Source organism: Streptomyces sp. NPDC048352 (assembly GCF_040651895.1).
Classification (GTDB): Bacteria; Actinomycetota; Actinomycetes; order Streptomycetales; family Streptomycetaceae; genus Streptomyces.
Map to the genome: position 1 here is coordinate 1 of NZ_JBEZKZ010000012.1, position 23,228 is coordinate 23,228.

Below are 23,228 nucleotides of genomic sequence, written 5' to 3' on the forward strand. Positions count from 1 at the left end.
GTCCGGCCGCGCTGCGCGGCCGGACCCGGCGGGGCGTCGGGCACGTGCGCGGCCGGCCGTCAGGGCGCGGCGTTCCCGAGGTGGCGCTCCAGCCACTGCGCGGCGGCACGGCGGTAGGTGCGGCGGTTGTCCGCCCGCAGGAACTCGTGGCCCTCATTGCGCAGCACCAGCATCTCCGCGGGCAGGCCGCGCTCCCGGGCCGCGCGGACGAACTGCTCCGACTCCGTCGGCGGGACGTTGGTGTCGTGCTCGCCGTGGACCGCCAGGACGGGCGTGCGCAGCTCGTGGACGCGGCTCATGGGGGACAGGGCCCGCAGCAGCTCCCGGTCGTGTTCGGGATGGCCGTACTTGGCGGCCGCGGACTGCGCGATCCACGGTTCGGTGCCGGCGAAGAACGTGGCGAAGTCCGACATCCCGCACACGGCCACCCCGGTGCGGAACAGGTCCGGGTGCCATACCAGCGAGGCCATCGTGAGGTAGCCGCCGTACGAGCGGCCCATGACGCCCAGCCGCAGGGGGTCGGCGTACCCGAGGGAGACCACGTGGGCCGCGCAGTCGGCGACGTCCTCGATCGCCGCGAACCGGCCGGCGCCGAGGTCGGCGTCGACGAAGGACCGTCCCCAGCCGGACGAACCGCGGACGTCGGGGGCGAAGACGTCCAGGCCGCGGCCGAGGAGCTCGTGGTAGAGGGGGTTGAACACCGGGCGTTCCTGTTCCTCCGGTCCCCCGTGGAGGTGGATCACGCACGGGGCCGGCCGGCCCGGATCGCGGTCCGGGGTCCGGTAGTACCAGCCGCCCAGCATCAGCCCGTCGCGGGCGCGGCAGCGCACCGGGGCGGGGCGTACGGGCGGCCGCCCGGGCGGGGCCGCCTCGTCGTCCCGCGCGGTCCAGGGGGTGCGCAATGGGGCGCCGGCCAGTTCCCAGATGCCGGGCCGCCGCTGCGAGCCGGACAGGGCCGCGAACACCGTTCCGCCGCCCACCACGGCCATCCGGGTCACCACCTCGTGGGGCAGGTCGGGGCCGTGGGGCGGTGTGGAGTCGCCCCCGGCGTCGGTGGCGGGCAGGGCGAGGCTCTCCAGCTCGCTGGCGCCGTGGACGTTCCAGGCGAGCAGGCCCCACCGCCCGTGGTCGGGGAGGGCCAGCAGGTCGAGGGCGGTGCCCGGGCGTTCGGCGGCGACGGAGGTGCCCCGGGAGGTGCCGTCCTCGTCCAGCCGGACCGTGAGGAGGGCCGCGAACTCGCGTTCCGCGTCGCTGCGCAGCCACAGGCTGCGGGCGTCCGGGGAGAACCGCCCGATCCAGGGGTCCCCGTCGGCCACGCGCAGGGCGAAGGTGGTGCGTCCCGAGGCGGTGTCCAGTACGAGGGCCTCGCGGTGCCCGCGGGGGCCGCGGCGCACCAGTGCGAGCCTGCCGTCAGCGCTCGTGTCGCAGACCCGCAGGGAGGCGGCTCCGGTTTCGCTGAACAGCAGGACCGGGGCGTTCGTACCGTCCGGGTCGACGAGGTAGGCGGCCAGTCCGCCGCTCGGCGCCGTTCCCCGCCGGGGCGTCCGGGCCGTGCCGCCGCCGAGCAGGGTGGCGGCTCCCCCGCGCTCGGTCCACGCCGCCGCGGGAGCCGCCGCGGCGGCCGCGGACGTCGCCAGTTCCCCGGCCGCGTCCTGCGAGAGGTGGCCGGGGCCGGTGTGCTCGGCCGCCGCACCGGGCGACCAGGCGACCGTGACGGCGAGCGCGGAGCCGTCACGGGACCAGCAGCCGAGGTGCGCGGAGCCGCCCGCCTCCGCGCCGGCGAGCACGCGCCGGTCCGTCCCGTCGGGGCGCACCACGAGGACGCGGGTGTGCTCGCCGCCTCCGGGGGCCGAGGTGTACGCGATCCAGCGCCCGTCGGGGGACCACGACACCTCGGTCACCGGGTCCGGGTCGGCGTCGAGGACGTGCGCCTCGGCGCTGCGGGCGGGCCCGCACCACAGCTGGGGGACGCCGGCCCGGTCGCAGATGAACGCCACGTGCTCGCCCGTGGGGTCCGCGGCGGGGTACCAGCAGCCGTGGGCGGTGAGGAGGGTCGGCGGGTCGGCATGGTGGTCGTCCGGCACGTGGACGGGTGCGGGTGCCGGTACGGGGGTCTGTGGTGCGCCGGCCGGGTGGGCCGTGGCCATCGTGTGATCCAGGGGCATGGCCGCCTCTCTCCGCCTCTCTGCGCCTCTCGGCGCCCTTCTCGGCACTCTCGCGCGCGTTCCCGCTCCCGGCCCGCGGCCCGCGGCCCGCCGCCGGCTTCCCCGGCGGGAGCCGCGGACCGGCGGAGGCCGGGCGCGCGGGTCAGCGGACGCCGTGCAGCTGCAACCAGATCTCCAGCGAAGCCACCTGCCAGAGGGTGCTGGCTCCGCGCCTCGCGCGGTACCGGTCCGGTTCCGCCAGCATCGCGTCCACGTGCCGCTGGTCGAAGATCCCGCGCCGGCGGGCCTCCGGGGCCGTCAGGGCCTCCCGTACGCGGGCCAGCACCGGTTCGGCCATGTTGCGGACGCCGGGGACGGGGAAGTAGCCCTTGGGCCGGTCCACGACCTCGGCGGGCAGGATCTTGCGGCCGATGTCCTTGAGCACGGCCTTGCCGCCCTGTTCCAGTTTGAGCGCGGGCGGGCAGGCGGCGGCGAGTTCGACCAGCTCGTGGTCCAGGAACGGCACCCTCGCCTCCAGGCCCCAGTCCATCGTCATGTTGTCGACCCGCTTGACCGGGTCGTCGGCCATCAGGGCGTGGACGTCCATCCGCAGGGCCGCGTCCAGCGCGGTGTCGGCGCCGGGGGCGGCCATGTGGGCGCGGACGAACTCCGTGGAGGCGTCCCGGGCCGCCGCGGCGCCCGGATGCAGCATGGCGAGGAGCTCCTCGTGCGTCCGGTCGAAGTACGCGTCGGCGTACGCCGCGGCCGCGCCCTGCCGGGTGGCCGCGGCGATCGGTGGGTACCAGTGGTAGCCGGCGAACACCTCGTCCGCCCCCTGGCCGCAGAGCACCACCTTGACGTCCTTGGCGACCTGCTCGGACAGCAGGTGGAACGCCACCGTGTCATGGCTGACCATCGGCTCGTTCATGGCGCCGATCGCCCCGTCCAGTGCGGTCGCGAGCCGGTCGGACGGGATCATGAACTTCTGGTGGTCGGTCCCGAAGGTACGGGAGACGAGGTCGGAGTAGCGGAACTCGTCGCCCTCCTCGCCGTTGACCGACTCGAAGCCCATCGCGAAGGTCGGCACGTCCTCCCGCCCCTCCTCGGCCAGCATGGCCACGATGAGGCTGGAGTCCAGGCCGCCCGAGAGCAGCACGCCGACCGGGACGTCCGCGACCGTGCGCCGCCGCACCGCCGTGCGCAGCGCCTCGTGGACCGCCTCCCGCCACAGCGCCGGGTCCTCGCCGATGTCGGAGTGGCGGGTGTAGGACGGCTGCCAGTAGCAGTGGTCCCGGTGGCTGCCGTCCGGCTCCACGACCCGGAGGGTGGCCGGCGGGATCTTGCGCACTCCGGCCAGTACGGTCCTGGGCGCCGGGACGGTGCCGTGCCAGGTCATGTACTGGTGGAGCGCGACCGGGTCCAGGGACGTGTCGACCCCGCCGCCCGCCAGCAGGGCCGGCAGGGTGGAGGCGAAGCGCAGGCGCTCGCCGTCCTCGGTGACGTAGAGGGGCTTGATGCCCAGGCGGTCGCGGCCCAGGACGACGCGGCCCGTGCGGTGCTCGACGACGGCGAAGGCGAACATGCCGACGAGGCTGTCGACGCACTCGAGGCCCCATTCGGCGTAGGCCCGTACCAGCACCTCGGTGTCGGACTCCGAGAAGAAGCGGTGTCCGAGGCCTTCGAGCCGGCCGCGCACCTCGCGGTGGTTGTAGATGCACCCGTTGAACACGGCCGTGAGGCCCAGCCGGGTGTCGGTCATGGGCTGCGCGCCCCGCTCCGACAGGTCGATGATCTTCAGCCTGCGGTGGCCGAGGGCGACCGCACCCTGCGACCAGGCCCCTCTGCCGTCCGGACCTCGCGGCTCCATCACGTCGGTCATGCGTTCCACGGCCGCGAGGTCGGGCCGGCCGCCGTCGAAGCGCACCTCTCCGCTCAGACCGCACATGGGGCACCCCCCGTTCCGACGCCCCGCAGGGGCGTTCCTCGTAGGACCGCCCTCACTGCCGAGGGCCCTGTCACATCCACCATGGTTCTTCGCTCCCGTGCCCCGCGACCTGGGCCGTTCGGTCCGGCCGCCGGGCGATCGACTCCTGGGGCGCCTGCCCGCGCGTCGGCTCCTTAAGCCCGGGGCCCTCCTTCACGCTCCGGTACGGAGGCTCCCCCGCGCGGACGCCGGTGACGGCGCCGGGACGCAAAGGTGCCTACGCTGGAAGAGGTTCTCCACGGAGGAGAAGCGGGGGCCTGCATGCATGTACGCGACCCGAAGGGCGGGCGAGCAGAGCCATGGCCAAGCAACCGGAACCCTCATCCCATCCGCGGCACGGGGAAGGCCCCAGCCCGCACCCGGGCCGCAAGCAGCACGGCTGGTCGCCGGACGTCGACGAGACCCGGCAGCAGGACAACCCGAGCGCCCACCGTTCCTTCCACCCGGACGAGTACGCCCCCGAGAAGGGGCCGGGCCGCGCGAAGTCCAAGGAGGAAGCGGGCAACCCGCACGGCAAGCCCGTGGAGAGCACCACCCGGCGCGGTGAGGACCAGGGCAAGTCCGGCGACGGCAAGGACGGCATGCACGACACCGGCCCCAAGGGCCGTTCCAGGCGCCCCAGCGGCACCCGGGACGCGTCGGCCGTGACCGGCGTGGACCCGCAGGAGCCCCACGGCGGCGGCAAGGCGCGCTGACCGGCGCGGGCGGCGGACGCCCCGCCGCCCGCCCGGAGCATCCGGGGCGCAGACCCATGGCCCAGGCCGTCGAGACAGCCCGGACCGTCATCCTGACCGTGGACGACGACCCGGGCGTCTCCCGTGCCATCGCCCGTGACCTGCGGCGCCGCTACGGCGGCGGGTACCGGATCGTACGCGCCGAGTCCGGCGAGTCGGCGCTGGAGGCGTTGCACGAGCTGAAACTGCGGGGCGACCCGGTGGCGGTGATCCTCGCCGACTACCGCATGCCGCAGATGAACGGCATCGAGTTCCTCGAACGGGCCCTGCACGTCTACCCGGGCGCGCGGCGGGTGCTGCTGACCGCGTACGCCGACACGAACGCCGCGATCGACGCGATCAACGTGGTCGACCTCGACCACTACCTGCTCAAGCCCTGGGACCCGCCCGAGGAGAAGCTCTACCCGGTCCTGGACGACCTCCTCACGGCGTGGCGCTCCAGCGACCACCGGCCGGTCCCCGCCACCAAGGTGGTCGGCCACCGCTGGTCGGCGCGCTCCTCGCACGTACGGGAGTTCCTGGCCCGCAACCAGGTGCCGTACCGCTGGTACTCCTCCGACGAGCCCGAAGGGCGGCGGCTGCTGGAGGCGGCGGGCGCCGACGGCCGGCGGCTGCCCCTGGTGGTCACGGCGGAGGGCGCCGCGCTCCTCGAACCGGAGCCGGCCGAACTGGCCGCCCGGGTGGGGCTCGCGACGACCCCGGCCGCCGACTTCTACGACCTCGTCGTCATCGGCGGCGGCCCGGCCGGGCTCGGAGCGGCGGTGTACGGGGCCTCCGAGGGGCTGCGCACCGTCCTGGTCGAGCGGTCGGCGACCGGCGGGCAGGCCGGCCAGAGCTCCCGCATCGAGAACTACCTCGGCTTCCCGGACGGCGTCTCCGGCGCGCAGCTCACGGAGCGCGCGCGCCGCCAGGCGGCCCGGTTCGGCGCCGAGATCCTGACGGCCCGCGAGGTGACGGGGCTGGAGGTCAGCGGCCCGGCCCGGGTGGTCCGCTTCTCCGACGGCTCGGCGGTCGCCGCGCACAGCGTCATCCTGGCGACCGGCGTCTCGTACCGGCAGCTGGGGGCGCCGGGCTGCGACGACCTGACCGGCTGCGGGGTGTACTACGGCTCGTCGCTCACCGAGGCCTCCTCCTGCCTGGGGCAGGACGTGTACGTCGTGGGCGGGGCCAACTCGGCCGGGCAGGCGGCGATGTACCTGGCGCGGGGAGCGAGGTCGGTGACCCTGCTGGTACGCGGCCGGTCGCTGACGGCGTCCATGTCGTACTACCTCGTCCAGCAGATCGAGGAGGCGCCGAACATCACGGTGCGGACCCGGACCGTGGTCGGGGCGGCGCACGGTGACGGGCACCTGGAGCAGGTGACGCTGCGGGACGTGGACAGCGGTGCGAGCGAACGCGTCGACTGCCAGTGGATGTTCGTCTTCATCGGCGCGGCCCCGCTGACCGACTGGCTGGACGGCACGGTCCTGCGCGACGAGCACGGCTTCATCCTGGCCGGGCCGGACCTGACGCCGGACGGGCGCCCGCCGGCCGAGTGGGAGCTGGACCGGCCGCCGTACCACCTGGAGACCAACGTTCCCGGCGTGTTCGTGGCGGGCGACGCCCGCGCCCAGTCCGCGAAGCGCGTCGCGTCCGCCGTCGGAGAGGGAGCCATGGCCGTCATGCTCGTCCACCGGTACCTGGAGCAGTCGTGAGCGGGCGGCCCGGGCAGGTGATGCCCTGCGGCCCGCAGGAGGTCGCCTCGCTGTTCCTGTTCGAGAAGCTCTCCCCGGAGCAGCTCGGGCGGCTGTGCGCCGAGGGGCGGGTGGAGCGGTTCGAAGCCGGGCCCGTGTACACCGAGGGCGACCCCGCCACCTGCTTCTACGTGATGATCGAGGGCACCGTCGTGCTGTCCCGCCGGGTCGGCGGCGCCGACGTCGAGGTCAGCCGCACCTCCCAGCGCGGCGTGTACGCGGGCGCCATGCAGGCGTACCTGGGCGAGCGCGTACCGCAGACGTACACCCACTCGATGCGGGTGACGGAGCCGACGCGGTTCTTCGTCCTGCCCGCCCGCTCGTTCGCGGACGTCATGCGGGAGTGGTTCCCGATGGCGGCCCACCTGCTGGAGGGCCTCTTCTTCGGCGCGCAGAACACCCAGCGGGCGATCGGGCAGCGCGAACGGCTGCTGGCGCTCGGCTCGTTGTCCGCCGGTCTCACCCACGAGCTGAACAACCCGGCCGCGGCGGCCGTCCGGGCCACCGCGACACTGCGGGAACGGGTCGGCAAGATGCGCCACAAGCTGGCCCACATCTCCCAGGGCCAGTACGCGCGCGAGGCGATCGCCGACCTCATCGAGATCCAGGAGCGCACCGTCGAACGGGTCGCGAAGGCACCGGCGCTGAGCCCGCTGGAGGCCTCCGACCGGGAGGACGAGCTGGCCGACTGGCTGGAGGACCACGGCTTCCCCGAGGGCTGGCGGATCGCACCGGTCTTCGTACAGGCCGGTCTGGACACGCAATGGCTGGAGCAGGTCGCGGCGGCGGTGGCGCAGGACCTGCTGCCGGCGGCGATCGGCTGGCTCGCCTACACGGTCGAGACCGAGCTCCTGATGGACGAGATCGACGAGTCCACCACCCGCATCTCCCACCTCGTGGACGCGGCGAAGCAGTACGCGCAGCTCGACCGCGCCCCGCACCGGACCGTCGACGTCCACGAACTCCTCGACAGCACCCTGCTGATGCTGTCCGGCAAGATCGGTCCCGGCGTGCGGGTGGTCAAGGAGTACGACCGCTCCGTGCCGGACGTGCCCGCCTATCCGGCGGAGCTCAACCAGGTGTGGACCAACCTCATCGACAACGCCGTGTCCGCCATCGCCGGCACCGGCGGCGAGGGCACGCTGACGGTCCGCACGGCGCGCGAGGGCGACCGGCTGCTGGTGGAGTTCCGCGACACCGGGCACGGGATCCCGCCGGACATCCGCGGCCGCATCTTCGACCCCTTCTTCACCACCAAACCGGTCGGCGAGGGCACCGGCCTCGGCCTGGACATCTCCTGGCGGATCGTGGTCGACAAGCACCACGGCAGCCTGGAGGTCCAGTCCATACCGGGCGACACCCGTTTCCAGGTGCTGCTGCCGCTGACCGCACCGGACACCGCAGAGGAGACCGCATGACCGGCATCGAAGGCACCGACGGCATCGACCCGGGCGCCGCCCCCACCGGCACCGGCTGCGCCGACTGCGACGCGGTGGGCGGCTGGTGGTTCCACCTGCGCCGCTGCGCCCGGTGCGGCCACATCGGCTGCTGCGACTCCTCGCCGGGCCGGCACGCCACCGCCCACTGGAAGTCCACCGGCCACCCCCTGGTGAGGAGCTTCGAGCCGGGCGAGGAGTGGTTCTGGGACTACGCCGCCAACGCCCTGTACGAGTCGGGCCCCGAGCTGGCGCCGCCCCTGGGCCACCCCGCGGACCAGCCCGCCCCGGGCCCGGCGGACCGCGTCCCGCAGGACTGGGCGGCGCGGCTGCACCGCTGACGGCGGGGGACCCGCGCACGCGCCCCGTCCCGGCCCGCATCGATGCCCGCACCACGGGCAGTCGCCGGATATGAACGCACTCGACACCCCGGACCGGTCCTACTGGATGCAGACGGCCGGCTTCCCCGACTTCGCGCCGCTGACGGCCCCCACCGAGGCGGACACGGTGGTGGTGGGCGGCGGCATCGCCGGCATCAGCACGGCCTGGGAACTCGCCCGGGCGGGGCGCGGCGTCGTCCTGCTGGAGGCGGACCGCCTCGCGAGCGGGGTGACGGGCCACACTACCGGCAAGCTCACCGCCCTGCACACCGCCGTCTACGACACGCTGCGCTCCCGGCACGGCGAGGACGCCGCCCGCCTGTACGCGGCGTCCCAGAGCGCCGCGCTGCGCCACGTCCTCACGGTGGCCGAGGGCCTCGGCGTCGACTGCGGGCTCGAACGCCGTCCGGCCCTCACCTACTGCGAGCGGCCCGACGGGGTCGAGGGCCTGCGCGCCGAGGCCGAGGCCGCCCGGGCGGCGGGGCTCGAGGCCTCCTTCGTCACCGAGACCGGGCTGCCGTACCCCGTGGCGGGTGCGGTCAGGGTCGAGAACCAGGCGCAGTTCCATCCCCTCGCCTACCTGCGGGCCCTGGTCGACGACCTGGTCGCGCACGGCGGCCGGGTGTACGAGGGCACCCGGGTCACGGACGTGGACGGCGGCGATCCGTGCCGGGTCACCACCGCGTCCGGGACCACCGTCACGGCCCGCCACGTGGTCGTGGCCACCCATCACCCGCTGTTCGACCACGGGGTGCTGGCCGCCCGGCTCACCCAGCACCGCGACCTGGTCGTCGCCGGTCCGCTGCCCGCCGACCGGGACCCCGACGGCATGTACATCACCGAGGAGGGCGGGAAGCGGTCCGTGCGCACCGCGCCCCTCGGGGACGGCCGCCGGCTCCTGATCGTCACGGGTGAGGCCTTCGCCCCCGGCACCGGCGAGGACACGGAAGCCGGCTACGAGCGCCTGCTCGGCTGGACCGAACGGCATTTCCCCGGCGTGACGGTCACCCACCGCTGGGCGGCCCAGGACAACAGCTCCACCGACACCCTCCCCCTCATCGGCGCCCTGCCCACCGCCGGCGGGAACGTCTACGCGGCCACGGGCTTCGCCGGGTGGGGCATGACGGGCGGCGTCCTGGCCGGGCAGCTCATCGCGTCCCTCGTCGCCGGCACCGGGGAGCGGTGGGAGGGCCTCTACGACCCGGGCCGGTTCGGCCCCGCGGTCCGCTCGGCGCCCGCGCTGCTGAAGGCGCAGTGGGAGACCGGGAAGCACTTCGTCAAGGACCGCCTGGACACGTGGGGCGAGGGCACCGGGGGCCCCGTGGACGAACTGCGGCCCGGCGGGGGGACCGTCGTCCGGGTCGGCGGCAAGCCCTGCGCCGTCCACCGCGACGACCGGGGCGGACTGCACGCCGTGTCCGCCGTCTGCACCCACATGGGCTGCCTCGTCGCCTTCAACAACGCCGAACGGACCTGGGAATGCCCCTGCCACGGCTCCCGCTTCGACGTCGACGGCGCGGTCCTCCAGGGCCCGGCGCTCGAACCGCTGGAGCGGCGGGACCCCGGCGACCTCTGACCGGCGGCCCGCCCCCGCCCGCGAGCCGAAGCGAACACCCGCGCGCATATGACGGCGGGGCGGGGGCAGTCGAGCGCTACACAACATCGGCTCTGGCGTAGAGAAGGAGTGCCCGTGCTGCCCGTGAAGGTGACCGACAGCGGTGTACTGATCGTCCGTCTGCAAGCCGACCTCGACATCGACGGCCGCGCCGCGGCCGCCTGGGCGATCGACGGTCTGCTGGCCGCGCACCGCTCCTGTCCCGTCGTGCTGGAGCTGTCGGACGGCGCCGTGAGCAGCGCGGCCGTGAGCACCGTGGTCCGGGCGTCCCGCATGTGCGCCGACGCGGACGTGCCGTTCGCCGTGGCCGCCCCCGGTGCGGAAGCACGCCGGGCCCTGGAAGCGGAAGTCGGCGCCGCGGGCTGCGCGCCGCGCGTCCACGCCGACGCCCTCCGGGCGGTGGCGGCCCTCTCGCCACTGCCGGAGGTCGCCGTGGCGGCCTAAGGGTTGTCGTCACAGTGCCGTCGGCCGCCCCGAGGCCAGGAGGGCTTCGACGTCAGAACCTGGAGCGCGCCGGTGGGGTGGCCGCGTCAAGCACCTGCTCCACCGCCTCCAGTACCTCCTGGGCGGTGATCCGCAGCAGCCGGGCGTCGGGCACGGTCCCGTGGGCGTCGCCGGGGCGCAGCGGGTCCTCGCCGGGCACCGGGTGCCACAGGACCCGGTGCCGGGCGTCGGGCGGCGGCCCCCACAGGCGCGGGGCGACCGGACCGAAGAGGACCACGGACGGCGTGCCGAGGGCCGTGGCCAGGTGGGCCAGGCCGGTGTCGCCGACCACGACGCAGCGCGCCGCGCCCACCAGGGCGCACAGCCGCGGGAACGGGACGTCGTCGGCACCGCCCAGCACCGCCCCGGGCGGCAGTCCGGCTTCGGCCGCCACCCGGCGGGCCGGCCGGCCCTCCCCCGCACCCGCCGTGACGACCACCCGGTGGCCCGCCCGGTTCAGGGCCCGCGCCACCGCGGCGAAGCGCTCCGGCGGCCAGCGGCGGGCGGCGGCGTCCGCTCCGGGGTGGAGGACGACCGCTCCGGGGGCGGGAGAGGGGCAGGGGGGACGCGGGATGCGGAGGTCGGCCGGGTCCGCGTCGATCCCGTACCAGTTCAGCAGCCGGCACCAGCGCTCGCGCTCGTGCTCGTCCGCGCGCCACTCGGGTGCCGCGGTGCCGGGCGGGTGCGGGTGCCCGTAGGCCAGGAGCCGGTCCGGCCGCAGGCGCTGGAGGAGCCCGCGGCTCGCCGGCCCGTTGCCGTGCAGGTCCACGGCCACCTCCGGCGGCGGCCCTGTCCAGGCCAGCCCGGCGGGTACGGCACGGCCGGGCGCGCCGGCCGGCAGCAGCCGGTCCACCAGGCCGGTCGCGGCGACGGCGGCGGCCAGGCGGGCGGGAGCCGCCAGCACGATCTCGTGGGCGGGCATGCTCCGGCGCAGCGCCCGCAAGCAGGGCACCGCCGTCAGCAGGTCGCCGAGGCCCAGGGCCCGCAGGACCAGCACCCGGGGGCGGGTGCCGGCGCCGCGGGCGCTCACGGCCAGGACGGTTCCCGGCGCGGTACGACGACCAGTTCCCCGACGGCACTGCCGGCCGGCACGGACAGGGCGTACAGCACGGTGTCGGCCACGATCTCCGGGCTCTGCAGCATCGAGGTGTCGGCGTCGGGGAACCGCTCCATGATGAAGGCGGTCTCCATGCCGCCGGCGATGATCCCCGTCACTCCGATGCCCTCGCAGTCGCGCTGGGCCTCCTTGAAGAGGGTGTGGGTGAACGCGCGCAGCCCGGACTTGCTCGCCGCGTAGGGTCCGGCCTCCGTCCAGGTCCGGTTGGCCGCGGTGGAGAGGATGTTGACGATGTGGCCGCCGCCCTGGGCGACCATGCGCCGGTACCCCTCCAGGCACAGGTACATCGGTCCGAGGAGGTTGGTGGTCACCACCCGCGAGACCTCCTCGGCGGTGAGGTGTTCGGCCGACTTCGAGACGTCCACGGCGGCGTTGTTGACCAGGACGTCCACCCGCTCGCCGGCCTCGTCGAGGTCCCGGAAGACGTCGGCGACGGCCCCCGGGTCGCAGACGTCCAGGCTGACGGCCCGGGCGCCGAAGCCCTGGGCCGTGAGGTCCTCGCAGAGCTCCTTGGCCAGGTCCTGGCGTACGTCCGCCACGACGACGAAGGCTCCGGCGGCGGCCAGCCGGCGCGCGATGGCGGCCCCCAGGCCGCGGGCCCCGCCGGTGACCAACGCTCGTTTGCCGCTCAGGTCCGTGTACGCCGCGCCGCTCATCCGCATGCCCTTCCGTCCTGGTCTCCGGGCCGCCCGCAGGCGTCCCGCCGGCCGTGCGGCCGTCCGTTCCACTGTCACCAGCGGGAGCCGCCCCGGCACGCCGGGTTAGCCCGCTGGGCGGCACGCGTGCCCGGCGGGCCCCGTGTGAGGAAGCCCACCGCCCCGCCGGATGCCGGGCGGCCCAAGGGCTGCGGGCCTCGACCGGTGCCGGCCGTGGGGCAGGTCACCGCGTCGGGCCCGGCAGGTCTGTCAGCATGGTCCAGAACCGATTCCCCCGTCCCCAGGGCGCCGCTGCGCGCCGACGGTGTGGAAGGCCCGTTCCCCGCCTGTCCTGCCGTCCCCTCGCGCTCCGGGGTAAGTCTTCTGTGTCTGCGTCCCTGTCCCCTTCCGCCCTGCCTGCCGCCGTCCCCGCCGCTGCTTCCCGGTCGCCGTGGCGGTCCCTCCGCCACCGCGGCATGCGCTGGTGGGCCGTCGCCAACTTCGTGTCCAACGCCGGTACGTGGATGCAGCTGACGGTGCAGAACCTGCTCGTGCTCCAGATCACCGGCTCGGCCGCCGCGACCGGTCTGTCCGTCTCCATCCAGGCGGCGCCCGGCCTGCTCTTCGGCCTGATGGGCGGCGCGGCCGTCGACCGCTGGCCCCGCAAGCTCACCGCCGCCGTGGGCCAGGCACTGCTGGGCGTGGTGGCCCTCGTCACCGCCGTGCTGGTCGCGCTGGGCCGGCTCGACCTGCCGGTGCTGCTGGTCCTGGCGGCCGTCACCGGTCTCATCGCCACCGTCGACGGGCCCGCCTGCGCCCTGCTCGGCAACGACCTCGTCCCCTCGGACGACGTGCCGTCCGCGATCGGGGTGGGCTCGCTCGTGCACAGCGCCGGGCGCCTGGTCGGTGCCGCGCTCGCCGGGGTGGCCGTCGGTCTGCTGGGCACGTCCGCGGCCTACGCGGCGAACGGCCTGTCCTTCCTCTTCGTCGCCTGCGTGATCCCCTTCCTCAGGTCGGCGCGCCCGGCGGCGGCGGTCGCCGCCCCGGACGCGCCCGTCCCCGCCGGGGGTGCCCGGTCCGGGCCGGCCGACGGGGCGGGCTCCAGCGCCCGGGAGGGCCTGGCCTTCTTCATGCGCCGCCCGCGGCTGGTGGCGCTGGCCGCGCTCAACGGGATCAGCGCGCTGTTCGGCCGCAACTACTCGCTCACCCTGGTCGTCCTGGTCACCGGGCCGCTCGCCGGGGACGCCGCGTCCTTCAGCAAGGTGTCCACGGTCCTCGCCGCCGGCGGGATCATCGGCGCCGTCCTCGGCGCGCGGCTGCACCGGCCGGGCGTACGCCTGGTGGGTGTCCTCACCGTCGCGGGGGCGCTGCTCCAGGTGCTGGCCGGCCTGTCCCCGTCGCTGGCGGTGCTCCTCGTCCTCGTCCTTCCCATGGCGGTCGCGGAGTCCGTCGGGGACACCGCCCAGTCCACGGTGCTGCAGACCGACCCGCCGGCCCACATGCGGGGCCGCGTCCTCGGGGCCTGGTCCAGCATCCGCACCGTGTGGGGCCTCGCGGCCCCGCCCCTGCTGGGGCTGCTGATGGAGCTGGCCGGCGTACGGGCCGCCCTGGTGGCGGGCGGGCTGGTCGTGACCGCGGCCGTCGTGTCGGGCTACCTCCTGCGCGGCCGCGCGGGGGCCGGCCGGGTGGAGCCCGTACGGGCGCCGGAAGCCCTCGCGCCCGTCCGGGCCGGGCTGGAGACGGCCGCCTGACCGGCTCCGGTACGGCCGGTGGCGCGCCCCGCACCCGTCGGGCGGAGCCGCCCGCTGCTCAGGGAGCCGTACGGGCGTTCGCGGCGGCGCGTGCCGCGCGGTCGGCGAGGCCGGTGGTGGAGCGGCCGTCCAGGTAGGGCAGGACGACGGTCTGACCGCCCCAGCCGCGCAGGACCCCGGCCTCGGGCAGGGCGTCGGCCGAGTAGTCGCCGCCCTTGACCCACACGTCGGGCCGCAGCGCGCGCAGCAGGGCCTCCGGCGTGTCCTCCTCGAAGGCCACGACGGCGTCGACGCTGCCGAGCGCCGCCAGCACCCGCATGCGGTCCTCCAGGGGGGTGAGCGGGCGGCCCGGCCCCTTCAGGCGGCGCAGCGAGGCGTCCGAGTTGACGCAGACGATCAGGCAGTCGCCGATCCGCCGCGCGCTGTCGAGCAGGCCGACGTGGCCGGCGTGCAGCAGGTCGAAGCAGCCTCCCGTGGCGACCACGGTGCCGCCGCCGGCCCGTACGCTCCCGGCCAGCGCGAACGCGTCGCCCGCGCCGGGCCGCGCCGGCCCGTCCTGGCCCCGGGACCGCCACAGGCCCGGGTCGGACGCGCCGCCCGCCGCGACGAACGCGGCGGCTCCGGCCACCGCCCGCTGGACCGCCTCCTCGGGCAGGGCGCCTTCCGCGAACGCGACGGCCGCGAGGGCGGCGAAGCAGTCCCCGGCGCCGCACGGGTCGCCCGTCGCGGGGTAGGGCACCGGTACGAGCATGGGTGCCGCGGAGCCCGGGCGGGTCAGCAGTGCTCCGCGGTCTCCCAGGGTCACGGCGACGCAGACGGCGTTCCAGCGCTGCGCCAGCTCGGCGCCGCGCCGGGCGTGCGCGCCCAGCGAGTGCCCCTCGCCGGGCGACAGCGCGGCCGCCTCGGCCGCGTTCGGGGTGACCAGCCGGGCTCCGGGGACGGGCGGTCCGCCGCGCGGGTGCGGGTCCCACACCAGCGGCACGCGCCGGGCGGCGCCGGCCAGCAGCGGCCGGACGGCGTCGGCGGTGCCCCTGCCGTAGTCGGCCACCAGGACGGCGTGTGCCCCGGCGAGCGCCTCGCGCACGGCCGGCGGGACGGGGCCGACCTCGCCGCCGCCCCGGTCCACCCGGACCAGCGGGCGGCCGCCGGCCAGGACCCGGGTCTTCACGGGCAGCGTGCCCTCCAGCGGGAGCTCGACGAGCCGTACCCGGCCGCGCAGCGCTTCGCGCACCCGGTCGCTGGCTCCGTCCTCGCCGAGCGCGGTGACCAGGACGACCTCGTGTCCCGTCCGGGCGGCCAGGGCCGCGGCCAGTCCGGCGCCGCCGGGGCGGGAGAGGTCGGCGGTGACGTCCACGACGGGTACCGGGGCGTCGGGCGCCAGCCGGTCCACGACGCCCTGGACGTCACGGTCGAGGAGGACGTCCCCGACGACGACCAGCGGGCCGGGAGTGCTCACGGCGTCCTCCTGAGGGCGGAGACGACGGGCCGGGGCGACTTCCCACCCGCGGTCCGGACGGCGGCGGGGGCCGTGCCGGCGGAGGCGGCGGGGGCCTTGCCGGCGAGTGCGGCGTCGAAGGACTCGCACAGCAGGTGCACGGCGACCAGATGGGCCTCCTGCACGGTCGCCGCCGAGTCGGCGTCGATGCACAGGGCCTGGTCGGCCGCCTCCGCGAGCGCGTTCGGGGACGGGCCGGTCAGCGCCCACACCTCCACCCCGGCCGCCCGGGCGGTCATCGCGGCGGAGAGCAGGTTCGCGCTGCGTCCGGAGGTGGACAGCAGCAGCAGGACGTCACCGTCGCGGCCGTGCGCCGCCACCTGGCGGGCGAAGACGTGCTCGAAGCCGTAGTCGTTGCCGATGGCCGTCACGCTGGAGGTCTCGGCGTGCAGGGCGATGGCCGAGTAGGCGGCGCGTTCCTCGCGGTAGCGCCCGACCAGTTCGGCGGTCAGGTGCTGTGCCTGGGCCGCGCTGCCGCCGTTGCCGGCGGCGAGCAGCCGGCCGCCGGCCGGCAGGACGGCGGCGAGCCGGTGGCCCCAGTGGGCGAGCTGGTCCAGGCCCTGGACGCGCAGGCGTTGCAGGGCGTTCTGGAGCGACTGGCAGTGCTGGTGCGCTGCCGCGTGTGCGGGGGTCTGGCTCATGGCGTCGGGCCGGCCGCTCGCGGGAGCGGTCCGTGCCCCACCTCCTTCGGGTCTCGGAGCCGCCCGGGACGGGCCGCCCGCGGGGCGGGACCGCACGGCCGGCGGGTTCGGTGGGGGCCGGGGAGCGCCGTCGCAGCCCCCACCGGCCGGGAGGGACGGCGACGGCACGGCGTACGGGGTGTCCGCGACGCGGCGCCGGCCGCCCGAAGAGCGGGGCCGGCAACGCGGCGAGGTGCGGTCCCGGACGCCGCGGGACGGGCGGGACGGTGCGGACACCCCCTGGGCGGGCCCGCTGCCGGGCTCACGTCGCCCCGGCCGCGGTGAGGTGCCGGGCGAGCGTCGCCCGGTAGGCCCGTTCGGTGGCGGCGGCGACGTGGTCCCAGCCGAACCGGCTCGTCACGCGCCGGCGGCCGGCCGCGCCGTACGCCTCGCGCAGGCCGGGGTCGGCCAGCAGCCCGGCCACGGCGTCCGCCAGCGCGGCGGGGTCGCCGGGCGGCACCAGGCGTCCGGTCTCGCCGTCGGCGACGGTGTCGAGCTGTCCCCCGACGGCGCTCGCCACGACGGGGCGGCCGCAGGCCATCGCCTCCAGCGGCACGATCCCGAAGGGCTCGTAGTCGGCGGGGCACAGGACGACGTCGGCGCTGCGCAGCACGGCCGGCACGTCGGCGCAGGGGACGGCGCCGAGGAAGCGCACCCGGTCGGCCACCCCGGCGGTGCGGGCGAGGTCGCGCAGCCGGCGCACCTCGGGGTCGTCGTCCAGCCGGCCGGGCTCGGGGCCGCCGGCGATCACGAGTTCCGCTTCGGGCAGCCGCGCGAGCGCGGCGACGGAGACGGCGGCGCCCTTGCGCGGCACCAGCCGGCCGATCTGGAGCAGGCGGTGGCGGTGACGGGTCCCACGTTCGGCGACGGGACCGTCCGGGCGGAACCTCTCGGTGTCCACCCCGCAGGGGACGACGTCGGCCTTGTCGGCGGGGACGCCCATGCGTTCGAGTTCGGCGACCTCGTCGCGGCAGGTGGCCACCACCCGGTCGCAGCCGATGCCGATCTCCCGTTCCAGGCCGATGCGCGACGGCGGGCTGGTGTCGGCGCCGCCCTGGTGCCGCTTCTTGACGGTGCCCAGCGCGTGGTAGGTGTGCAGCATCGGCAGCCGCAGCTCGCGCGCGGCCGTGAGGGAGGCCAGACCCGACATCCAGAAGTGCGAGTGGATCAGGTCGGGCTGCGGGCCGTCCAGCCAGTGACCGATGAGGTAGTAGGCGAACTCCCGCATGTGCGGGAGGAGTTCGTCCTTGGGCAGGTACCGGGCCGGGCCGGCCGGAACATGGTGCACCGTGACGCCGGGGCGCAGGGCGGTGCGGTCCGGCAGGTCGGGGGCGTCGCGGCGGGTGTAGACGGTCACGCGGTGGCCGCGGTCGGCGAGGGCCCCGGCCAGGCAGGCCACGTGCACGTTCTGCCCGCCCGCGTCGACCCCGCCCAGGGCCGCGAGCGGGCTCGCGTGCTCGGAGACCAGGGCGAGGGACAGCGGCCGCCGGGGGCGGCGCAGGGGGACGGCCGGCCGTGGAGGGGACGACGTCATGACCGCACCTCCGCCATCAGGCGCTCCCAGTCGTCCAGGAAGCGTTTGAGGCCGTGGCGTTCGAGGGCGGCCTGGCGGGCGCGGGCGCCGTCCTCGGCCGCGGCCTGCGGTTCCTCGAGGTAGTGGCGGGCCGCCCGGGCCAGTACCTCGGGCCGGGTGGACAGGACGCCGGTGCCGGGCGGGACCGCTTCCACGGCTTCGGTGGCGGCCAGGGCCACGACCGGCATGCCGAGGTGCATGGCCTCCAGCAGTGACAGGCCGAGCGAGGTCCAGCGCACGGGGTGCAGGTAGAGGCGGCGTTCCGCCATCGCCGCGTGCAGCCGCCGCTGGGGCAGCTCGTGGGAGCGGCACCGGTCGGGGGGCAGGCCCAGGTGCGCGGCGAGTCCTTCGGTGCGCATGCCGAAGACGTCCAGCGGGGCGGAGCGCGCCAGCTCCGGCAGCAGGTCCGTGCCGGTGTGGCGGCCGCGGCGGACGGGCTCGTTGACGACGACGGCGGCGCGGGGCAGCGCGCCCGTGTAGAGGTGGCCCGGGTCGACGATCCCGTGCTCGATGACCTCGGTGCGGGTGGCGCCGTTGTCCCAGAACAGCCGGTTGAAGTGCGTGACGTGCACCAGTGTCAGGTCGGTGCGGTCGGCGCACGGGTGGCGGGTGTCCGGTACGGCGCCGTCCGGGGCGTTGTGCTCCAGGTACACGGCGGGGACGTCCCGGCCGGGGCGGCGCCGCAGCCAGCGCTCGGCGAGTTCCGCCTCGTGGGGCCGTTGCAGTACGACGAGGTCCACGGGGGCGTCGGCCAGTTCGGCGGGGCTCACCTCGCGGACGGACTCCGGCCAGTCGAAGGTCCGGGCCCGGCCCAGTCCGTCGGGCCCCCGGTCCGGTGTGACGGGGACGAGATAGGTGTGGGGCCCCTGGACGAAGGCGGTGGTCCAGGAACCGTGGACGTGCCACAGCAGGATGTTCATGCGCTTGCTCCTCGGTCTTTCTCGCCCGGGTCCGCCGGGCGGGCCGGGCTGCCGTTCACGGGCGGGGGCCCAGGAGCCCGGCGACGGCCGCCAGCAGCTCGCCGTCGCCGACACCGTCCAGGCAGGGGTGCCCGTCCACCGGGCAGTCGCGGGCCCGGCTGGCGGCGCAGGCCGCCGCCTGGTCGCCGAGCAGGACGTGGGGCACCCGGTACGGGCGCCAGCGTTCGGCCGGCACGACGGGAGCGAAGGCGCAGACCACCGGGGTGCCGACGGCGCAGGCCAGGTGCATGGGGCCGGTGTTGCCGGTCACGACGACCCGGGCTCCGGCGAGCACGCCGGCGAGTTCGTGGAGGTCGCCGGTGACGCCGCCCAGGTCGAGGCCGTGCCGGCCGGCCACCTCGGCGGTCAGGTCCTTCTCCGCCGGGCTGCCGGTGACGACCACGCGGTGGCCCGCCCCGTGCAGGGCCGCGGCGGCGCGCGCGGCGCGGCCCGCGCTCCACCTGCGGGAGGCCACGGCGGCCCCCGGGTGGAGCACCACGTACGGTTCGGGGCCGGTCAGCCGCGTCGAGTCGGGCGGCGGGTGGATGCCGAGGGCGCCGTCGTCGCCGGGCGGCAGCCGGTAGCCGAAGGCGCGGACCAGGTCGAGTGCGGCCTCGGCCTCGTGACGGCCGGGCAGCCGGTGGTGCCTCAGGTCGAGCAGGGAGCCGGGGTAGTCCTCGCAGTCGGCGGCGACCCGCTCCACGCCCGCGAGGGCGAGCAGCAGGGCGGCCGGCAGCGGGCTCTGGTGGTAGGACACCAGGATCACGCCCCGGTCGAAGCGGCCCGCGGCCAGGGCGTCCACCAGCAGTCCGCACTCCTCGCGGGAGGTACGGCCCGGTTCGAGGCCGACCCAGGGGGCGTCGTAGACCAGGACCTGGTCCACGCCGGGCAGCAGCCGGGCCGCCGGGACGCCCTGGGGTCCGCAGAGCAGGGTGGTGTGCGAGGACCCGGCCGCCACCGCGCGCACGGCGGGCCCGGCCAGCAGGACGTCCCCGGCGCTGTCGAGGCGTACGACCAGGCTGCGCGGGGCGCTCATCGCGGGGTTCCGCAGGGGGGTACGGGCTCGGCGGCCGCCAGGATCAGGCGGACGGCGCCGAGGAGGTCGGGTGCCGTCTCCGGGGCGGCGGCGACCTCGCCGGGCCGGGTGACGGGGGTCGGGACGAGGATGCCCCGCGCTCCGGCCGCCGCGGCGGCCCGTACGTCCGCGCCGATGTCGCCGACGACGACGGTGCGTGCGGGGGCGGCGCCGAGCCGGGCGCAGGCGGCGAGGACCAGGCCGGGCGCCGGTTTGCGGCAGCGGCAGCCGTGGCCGGGGCCGTGCGGGCACACCGCCCACACCGCGAACGGCCCGAACAGCGCGTCGACGCGCCGGCGTACGGATTCCACCTGGTGCCGGGTCAGGAGGCCGCGGGCGACGCCCGACTGGTTGCTGACGACGCCGACCGGGACACCCCGCTCGCGCAGGGCCGCCACGGCGGCGCGGGCGGCCGGCATGGGGGTCACGCGGTCGGGGTCGCCGTTGTAGGGGACGTCGACGACGAGGGTTCCGTCGCGGTCGAAGAGGACCGCCTCCGGCAGCCCGCCGGCGCTTCCCGGCCGGCCGCGGGGGCGGGGGGCCGCGCGGGGGGCGTCCCACACCCAGGGGTCTTCGCGGGCGTCGGCCCCGGGGCGGCGCGGTCGGCCGGGCGGGGGCTTCACGTGCGCACCCGTTCGCGCGGCGTCCGGCGCGGGTCAGCGGCGTCCGCCCGGGGCGGGAGCGCGGGCCCGAGGGGGCGGGCCCTGCGGTGCACGACGTGCCCGCGCAGCCAGTGCCAGGTGGCGACGGGCGGGATGAGCACGCTGGTCAGCAGCATCGTCAGGGTCTCGGTGCGGTTCCTGGGGCCGGGCGCGATCCGGGCCGCGGCGAACTCGGCGGTGCCGGCCAGCCAGCCGGCCGCGCAGACGGCGGCCGCTCCGGTCCTGCCGGACAGGGCGCAGCCGGCGGCGGCGCCGGCCGCCGCGCTGACGGCGAGGTGGCCGCGCAGGCGCCCGCGGGGGGCGCCTGCCCGGTCCCACCAGCCGGGGCCGTGCAGGCGGTTCATCAGCACGTCGTCGGCGTTGCCGGCCTGCACGCGGACGGAGACCCAGCGGTCGGCGGGCCGTACCGGATGGGTCGTGCGGCGGGTGCCGGGGGCCAGGGTCCAGCCGCCGTCGAGGAGTCGCAGCGCCAGGTCCGCGTCCTCCCTGAAGGCCCGGGGGAAGCGTTCGTCGAAGCCGCCGGCCGCGTCGAACGCCTCGCGCCGGAAGGCCATGTCGGCGGTGATCCAGCGGGCGGTGGACAGGCCCGCGGTGTTGCGTTCCCAGTCCGTGGGCCGCCGCCCCGGGGGGAGCGGCACGTCGATGCGCGCGGTGACGGCCGCCGTGTCGCGGGACGCGGTGGCCAGGTCATGGGCCAGGTCGCGGCCCCAGGAGGGGCCGGGTACCACGTCGTCGTCCAGGAAGACGATCCACGGCACCGGTCCGGCCGCCGCGGCACCGGTGTTGCGGGCGGCGGCGGGGCCCCGGCCGGCGCCGGCCACGACGGTGGTCACCGGGCGCAGCGCGGGGGGTACGTCCAGGCCGGGGATCCGGGCGGGGGCGCCCCGGCGGTCGTGGACGAGGACGACCGCCGCCGGTCCGGTGCCGTCGGCGGTGGCGGCGGCGAGGGCCGCCAGGCAGGCGCGCAGGCTCGGCCTGCCGAGGGTGGGGACCACCACGGCGTACGGTGCGGCCTCCGGCTGCCGCGTCCGCGCGCTCACGCTCCCTCCCCGTCACGGAACAGCGGGCCCCGCCGTACGGCGTACGGGCCGATGGCGAGCAGGTCGACGGGTGACGAGCCGAAGCACTCCAGGGCGTCGCGGGGGTCGTCCACCATGGGCCTGCCGGCGGTGTTCAGGCTGGTGTTGACGACCACCGGCAGTCCCGTGCGCCGCTCGAACTCGGTGAGCATGCGCGCCACCAGCGGCTCGCGCTCCGGGTCGACGGTCTGGATGCGTGCCGTCCCGTCGACGTGGACGACGGCGGGGATCCGCTCCAGCCAGTCGGCGGCCACGTCGTGGACGAAGAGCATGTACGGGCTGGGCATCGGGCCGTCGAAGATCTCGGCCGCCCGCTCGGCGAGCACCATGGGGGCCACGGGCCGGAACTGTTCGCGGCCCTTGACGTCGTTGAGGCGTTCCAGGTTCCCCGCGTGGCCGGGGTGCGCCAGCAGGGAGCGGTGTCCCAGGGCGCGCGGCCCGTATTCGCTGCGCCCTTGGAACCAGGCGACGATGGCGTTGTCGGCGAGGGCCTCGGCGACGGTCGCGGCGATGTCCGGCGGCCGCTCGAAGGGCACGTTGGCCGTCTTGAGCCAGGCCCCGATCTCCGCGTCGGACCAGTCGCGGCCCAGGTCCGCGCCGTTCATGGGTTCCGGGTCGTCGCCCGCCCCGGCGGCGAGGAGCAGCGCCGAGCCGAGGGCCGTTCCGGCGTCGCCGGCGGCGGGCTGCACCCAGACCCGGGAGAAGGGTCCCTCGCGGGCGATGCGGGAGTTGGCGACGCAGTTGAGGGCCACTCCCCCGGCGAGGGTGAGGACGTCGTCGTGGGTGCGGCCGTGCAGCCATCGGGCGAGGTCGAGGAGCGTCTCCTCCAGTACGGCCTGGGCGCTGGCGGCGACGTCGGCGTGGGCGGCGGTCCATGGCTCGTCCGCGCCCCGGGGCGGGCAGAACTCGTGCCAGGGGACGCCGGTGGCGTGGAAGCCGCCGTCCCCGGTCGGGTACACGTACCGTCGCAGCTCGGGCAGCAGGCGCGGGGTGCCGTAGGAGGCGAGGGCCATCACCTTGAACTCGTCGGAGGACCTCAGGAAGCCGAGGTGGTCGGTGAGTTCCTCGTACACGAGCCCCAGGGAGTGCGGGAGGTCCTGGGCGTACAGCGGTTCCAGGCGGCTGCCGGTCCGGCGCGCCGCGAGGTGGGAGGCGCGCTCGCCGCGCCCGTCGAGGACCAGGACGGAGCTGGTGCCGGCGTCCTCGGCGGCGAACGCGCCCGAGGCGGCGTGGGCCATGTGGTGGGGCACGAACCGGACGAGGGCCGGGTCGAGTCCGGGAAGCGCCGTGGCCAGGAAGCCCGGCGCCTCGCGTGCGTACGTCTGGCGCAGGTGGTCCCAGGGGTCGTGCAGGCCCAGGGCGTCGGCGGGGCGCGCCAGGGCCGGGTCGTAGGAGTACGCGACGAGGTCCAGGTCCTGCGGGCGCAGCCCGGCACGGCGCAGGCACCAGGCCGCGGCCTGCTCGGGCAGCTCCCACGCGGAGAACGGGAGGGGCCGCTTGCCGTGCTTGCGGCGCGAGAACCGCTCTTCCTCGGCGGCGGCGACGGTGCGGCCGTCGATGACGAGGGCGGCGGCGGGGTCGTGGAACAGCGCGTTGATGCCGAGAATGCGCATGGCGGTGCGGGCCTTTCGGCTGGGGGATGCGTCGGCCGTCGGCGCCGGGGCGGGGGACGGCCGCGCGCCGGGCGTCGGGG

At 76.3% G+C, this 23,228-nt stretch carries 19 protein-coding genes; 7 read left to right on the forward strand and 12 right to left on the reverse strand.

Going from position 1 to position 23,228, the window contains the following annotated elements:
• Positions 1–59: 59 nt before the first annotated feature.
• Complete coding sequence (locus AB0D45_RS09140; protein ID WP_362456322.1) at positions 60–2,165, reverse strand: prolyl oligopeptidase family serine peptidase; 2,106 nt, start codon at positions 2,163–2,165, stop codon at positions 60–62.
• Between the two features lie 142 nt (positions 2,166–2,307).
• The gene (locus tag AB0D45_RS09145; protein WP_362456325.1) at positions 2,308–4,089 is read right to left on the reverse strand and encodes an N-acetylglutaminylglutamine amidotransferase; all 1,782 of its coding nucleotides are present in this window, start codon (positions 4,087–4,089) and stop codon (positions 2,308–2,310) included.
• Positions 4,090–4,427: 338 nt separating this feature from the next.
• Here AB0D45_RS09145 and AB0D45_RS09150 point away from each other — a divergent pair, with 338 nt between their 5' ends.
• The 6 genes from AB0D45_RS09150 to AB0D45_RS09175 all read left to right on the forward strand — a co-directional run bounded on the left by AB0D45_RS09150 (position 4,428) and on the right by AB0D45_RS09175 (position 10,470).
• Positions 4,428–4,823, forward strand: a complete 396-nt coding sequence (locus AB0D45_RS09150) for a hypothetical protein (protein WP_362456327.1) — start codon at positions 4,428–4,430, stop codon at positions 4,821–4,823.
• Positions 4,824–4,879: 56 nt separating this feature from the next.
• Entirely contained in the window at positions 4,880–6,556 is a 1,677-nt protein-coding gene (locus tag AB0D45_RS09155; protein WP_362456329.1) for an FAD-dependent oxidoreductase, read from the forward strand.
• A gap of 20 nt (positions 6,557–6,576) precedes the next feature.
• Positions 6,577–8,013 (forward strand): ATP-binding protein, encoded by a 1,437-nt coding sequence (locus AB0D45_RS09160; protein ID WP_362456568.1) that lies wholly within the window; start codon positions 6,577–6,579, stop codon positions 8,011–8,013.
• Complete coding sequence (locus tag AB0D45_RS09165) at positions 8,010–8,372, forward strand: UBP-type zinc finger domain-containing protein (protein WP_361610220.1); 363 nt, start codon at positions 8,010–8,012, stop codon at positions 8,370–8,372. The genes AB0D45_RS09160 and AB0D45_RS09165 overlap by 4 nt, the downstream gene beginning before the upstream one ends.
• Positions 8,373–8,442: 70 nt before the next feature.
• Positions 8,443–9,987 (forward strand): FAD-dependent oxidoreductase, encoded by a 1,545-nt coding sequence (locus AB0D45_RS09170; RefSeq protein WP_362456332.1) that lies wholly within the window; start codon positions 8,443–8,445, stop codon positions 9,985–9,987.
• 114 nt (positions 9,988–10,101) lie between these two features.
• Positions 10,102–10,470, forward strand: a complete 369-nt coding sequence (locus AB0D45_RS09175) for an STAS domain-containing protein (RefSeq protein ID WP_362456335.1) — start codon at positions 10,102–10,104, stop codon at positions 10,468–10,470.
• 52 nt (positions 10,471–10,522) lie between these two features.
• Here the strand turns inward: AB0D45_RS09175 and AB0D45_RS09180 are convergent, their stop codons facing one another.
• Positions 10,523–11,539, reverse strand: coding sequence for a glycosyltransferase family 9 protein (locus AB0D45_RS09180; RefSeq protein WP_362456338.1), 1,017 nt, complete (start codon positions 11,537–11,539; stop codon positions 10,523–10,525).
• On the reverse strand, positions 11,536–12,288 hold the full coding sequence (locus tag AB0D45_RS09185; protein WP_362456341.1) for an SDR family oxidoreductase: 753 nt from the start codon (positions 12,286–12,288) through the stop codon (positions 11,536–11,538). Before AB0D45_RS09185 ends, AB0D45_RS09180 begins: the two co-directional genes overlap by 4 nt.
• 359 nt (positions 12,289–12,647) lie before the next feature.
• Between AB0D45_RS09185 and AB0D45_RS09190 the strand changes: the two genes are divergently transcribed.
• Positions 12,648–14,012, forward strand: a complete 1,365-nt coding sequence (locus AB0D45_RS09190) for an MFS transporter (RefSeq protein WP_362456344.1) — start codon at positions 12,648–12,650, stop codon at positions 14,010–14,012.
• 58 nt (positions 14,013–14,070) lie between these two features.
• Here the strand turns inward: AB0D45_RS09190 and rfaE2 are convergent, their stop codons facing one another.
• The 8 genes from rfaE2 to AB0D45_RS09230 all read right to left on the reverse strand — a co-directional run bounded on the left by rfaE2 (position 14,071) and on the right by AB0D45_RS09230 (position 23,148).
• Positions 14,071–15,468, reverse strand: a complete 1,398-nt coding sequence (gene rfaE2 / locus AB0D45_RS09195) for a D-glycero-beta-D-manno-heptose 1-phosphate adenylyltransferase (protein WP_362456346.1) — start codon at positions 15,466–15,468, stop codon at positions 14,071–14,073.
• Entirely contained in the window at positions 15,465–16,148 is a 684-nt protein-coding gene (locus tag AB0D45_RS09200) for an SIS domain-containing protein (RefSeq protein ID WP_362456348.1), read from the reverse strand. The genes rfaE2 and AB0D45_RS09200 overlap by 4 nt, the downstream gene beginning before the upstream one ends.
• Positions 16,149–16,449: 301 nt before the next feature.
• Complete coding sequence (locus tag AB0D45_RS09205) at positions 16,450–17,721, reverse strand: glycosyltransferase (RefSeq protein WP_362456351.1); 1,272 nt, start codon at positions 17,719–17,721, stop codon at positions 16,450–16,452.
• Entirely contained in the window at positions 17,718–18,680 is a 963-nt protein-coding gene (locus tag AB0D45_RS09210; RefSeq protein WP_362456354.1) for a glycosyltransferase, read from the reverse strand. Before AB0D45_RS09210 ends, AB0D45_RS09205 begins: the two co-directional genes overlap by 4 nt.
• Before the next feature lie 55 nt (positions 18,681–18,735).
• The gene (locus AB0D45_RS09215; RefSeq protein ID WP_362456357.1) at positions 18,736–19,755 is read right to left on the reverse strand and encodes a glycosyltransferase family 9 protein; all 1,020 of its coding nucleotides are present in this window, start codon (positions 19,753–19,755) and stop codon (positions 18,736–18,738) included.
• Positions 19,752–20,417 (reverse strand): HAD family hydrolase, encoded by a 666-nt coding sequence (locus AB0D45_RS09220; RefSeq protein WP_362456360.1) that lies wholly within the window; start codon positions 20,415–20,417, stop codon positions 19,752–19,754. Before AB0D45_RS09220 ends, AB0D45_RS09215 begins: the two co-directional genes overlap by 4 nt.
• Positions 20,414–21,496, reverse strand: a complete 1,083-nt coding sequence (locus AB0D45_RS09225) for a glycosyltransferase (RefSeq protein ID WP_362456363.1) — start codon at positions 21,494–21,496, stop codon at positions 20,414–20,416. Before AB0D45_RS09225 ends, AB0D45_RS09220 begins: the two co-directional genes overlap by 4 nt.
• Complete coding sequence (locus AB0D45_RS09230; protein ID WP_362456365.1) at positions 21,493–23,148, reverse strand: carbamoyltransferase C-terminal domain-containing protein; 1,656 nt, start codon at positions 23,146–23,148, stop codon at positions 21,493–21,495. The genes AB0D45_RS09225 and AB0D45_RS09230 overlap by 4 nt, the downstream gene beginning before the upstream one ends.
• Positions 23,149–23,228 lie beyond the last annotated feature (80 nt).